This window comes from Bartonella sp. AP36NXGY (assembly GCF_042195865.1).
Classification (GTDB): Bacteria; Pseudomonadota; Alphaproteobacteria; order Rhizobiales; family Rhizobiaceae; genus Bartonella.
On sequence record NZ_JBHIPD010000074.1, the window covers coordinates 1 to 2,273 of the forward strand.

Below are 2,273 nucleotides of genomic sequence, written 5' to 3' on the forward strand. Positions count from 1 at the left end.
GTGTTTTTTTTCTAGCCATGTTTCCACCCACACACGCGTTCACCTAGATTATTGTGCTTTAAGATCTCTCTTGCTAAGTTTGAACTGATGGCGTTCAGATCTTGCCGGCTTAAATAAATTGGCAACCAGCCAACACAAGAAGAAGCATATTTATTTGTCGCGCAACCAGTCAGAGAGAGCAGTACGCACATCAGCATCACTTTTTTGATTAATTTCATTTTCTACCTCAAGACGGGTTGTGGCTGCTTTTAAAGCTTTTTCTGTTTGCTTTTCAGTGATTGTCATGCCTTCGTAAATAAAAGGTTTTCCAGCACTGTTTGTATGTCCATAACCTATTGTCCACACCCCAATGGCATCTTTATAGGCGTTTAAACGCAAACCTTCCCATTGTTTGATAAGTGCAAGTCCTTCTGATGATATTTTTCGCATATGCTTCTCCATAAAAAAAGCTCCGCAAAAAGCAGAGCTGGATTAAAAAAATTGGACATCTTTCTCATTCGGAAAGATAGCTTGGTTAAGCTTCATGTCGCTTTTTCATTGGAACAAAAAAATGTATTTGACATTGTAATAATTGTATTTTATAAGTTACAAATGTTTACAGTATACAAAACAGAGCATTTTATAAAATGGCTAGATTCTTTAAAAGATGAGATTGCGCAAGCGCATATTGTTAAACGGATAGCAAGAATAGAAACGGGATTTCTTGGAAATGTAAAATTTTTCCGTGGAATTGGAGAGTTAAAAATACATCATGGTCCTGGCTATAGAATCTATTTTGTAAAACAAGGTAAACAAATCATTTTGTTATTAAATGCGGGTGATAAATCTACACAACAAAAAGATATCGAAAAAGCTCTTCAATTAGTAAAGGAAATGAAACATGGAAATTACTAAATTTGACACAAGTGAATATTTCAAGACACCTGAGACACAAAGGATTCTTTTAGAAGATGCTCTTGAAAGCAAAGATAGTAAGTATCTTGCCCATGCTCTTGGTATAATAGCGAAAAACCAAGGAATGAGTAAAATCGCCCAAAATACAGGGCTATCAAGAGAGTCTCTTTATCGTTCTTTAAGTGATAAAGGCGACCCACGGCTTTCTACTTTTCTCAGTGTTTTGAGTGCTTTAAATTTGCAGATTAGCTTAACGCCTATCCAAAATAATTGTAAGGAACAAGCAGCTTTAGAAGAAGCATCTTGACTACCTCCCCACCTTTAAAGATGGGGAAGGGAGGTATTTAAGCAATCATTTTTAATGAGGGGCTCTACATCTAGTTTATAACCTATCATGTATCCTCTTCATCCATATGGATGACGCCTTCGCCTTCGTCGCATGCGTCTGGTGGGGCGTTTGGATCAAGGGTATCATCCTTGTCTGGTGTTGTGTTTGCAACGTTTCCAGCCGCATCTTCTTGTGATGCATCAAAAAGTTCGCATTCTATTTTTGTGGTGTAACCACCCGTTTTATCAAGTTTGTGCTTAACACTTTTGATACGCCATTCTGCTGGAATATAGGGGCGGAAAGGGGGCTCTTGAACAAGTTTTGCTTCTGCTTGTACAAACGGATTACCTCCGATATCACATGAGAAAGAAGACTTACCGCGTGATGATTTATTGCGATAAGCAGCAATGGCTGCAACAGCCTCTGATTGGTTATGGTAGGTATATTTGAGTTCATGAAACGGTGCTTTGCCAACTTTGACTTCTTTTTTCTCAGATTCTTTTTCTGCTTTTTCCGATTCAGATGATGGTGCTCTGTCATTGTCATCCATATGGATAAAGTTTTCATCATCATCAATCTCTTCTGGTTCTCGTGCATCAGCCGCGGCTTTTTGGTCGTCTCCCACATCTGTTTCTAAGCCATTGGCTGCACCTGATTCATCACGCGCACTGTATTTAAAATCCCAAGAGGTACAATGTTTCTCGTGAATAACAATAACGGGGAGTGTTTCACCAGTGATGGCTTTGCCTTCGCCCCGTTTAGCCAAAACAAGCTTGCCATCAACGGGTTTTGCTACCGCATCATAGTCTTCTGCAAGGCGTGTGGCAAAAGCCATATCGCTTTCAGAAGTTTGGTCAATGTGACGCACAACAATTTTAGCAAGAGCAGGGTCAACTTTTGGTGTATAGCCATTACGCTGTGCTATCTCTTGAACAATACTGCCAAGGGTTTGCTGGTGATAGGATTGGCTTTTTGGGGTTCTGTAAGACGTGTTCATAGAGGCGGCGCGCCCTGTTACACTTAAGCTTTGTGGTGGGCTGCTTACAGAGAT

At 39.9% G+C, this 2,273-nt stretch carries 4 protein-coding genes; 2 read left to right on the top strand and 2 right to left on the bottom strand.

Features of this window, described 5'->3' with window-relative positions; all coding sequences use genetic code 11:
* Positions 1–150 precede the first annotated feature (150 nt).
* Positions 151–429 (bottom strand): lysozyme, encoded by a 279-nt coding sequence (locus ACFINX_RS09800; RefSeq protein ID WP_375668768.1) that lies wholly within the window; start codon positions 427–429, stop codon positions 151–153.
* A gap of 162 nt (positions 430–591) precedes the next feature.
* Between ACFINX_RS09800 and ACFINX_RS09805 the strand changes: the two genes are divergently transcribed.
* Together ACFINX_RS09805 and ACFINX_RS09810 are read left to right on the top strand one after the other, a co-directional pair.
* Positions 592–894 (top strand): type II toxin-antitoxin system RelE/ParE family toxin, encoded by a 303-nt coding sequence (locus tag ACFINX_RS09805; protein ID WP_212113015.1) that lies wholly within the window; start codon positions 592–594, stop codon positions 892–894.
* Positions 881–1,201 (top strand): addiction module antidote protein, encoded by a 321-nt coding sequence (locus ACFINX_RS09810; protein ID WP_273783426.1) that lies wholly within the window; start codon positions 881–883, stop codon positions 1,199–1,201. Before ACFINX_RS09805 ends, ACFINX_RS09810 begins: the two co-directional genes overlap by 14 nt.
* Before the next feature lie 85 nt (positions 1,202–1,286).
* On the opposite strand, the gene ACFINX_RS09815 is transcribed toward ACFINX_RS09810, so the two are convergent.
* The coding region (locus ACFINX_RS09815) for a late control protein (RefSeq protein ID WP_375668769.1) at positions 1,287–2,273 on the bottom strand (987 nt) is incomplete at its 5' end.

Excerpts from the sequence above, each read along its gene's own strand:
- ACFINX_RS09805 (WP_212113015.1), top strand. The coding sequence starts at position 592 with ATGTTTACAGTATACAAAACAGAGCATTTTATAAAATGGCTAGATTCT.
- ACFINX_RS09800 (WP_375668768.1), bottom strand. The coding sequence starts at position 429 with ATGCGAAAAATATCATCAGAAGGACTTGCACTTATCAAACAATGGGAA.
- ACFINX_RS09810 (WP_273783426.1), top strand. The coding sequence starts at position 881 with ATGGAAATTACTAAATTTGACACAAGTGAATATTTCAAGACACCTGAG.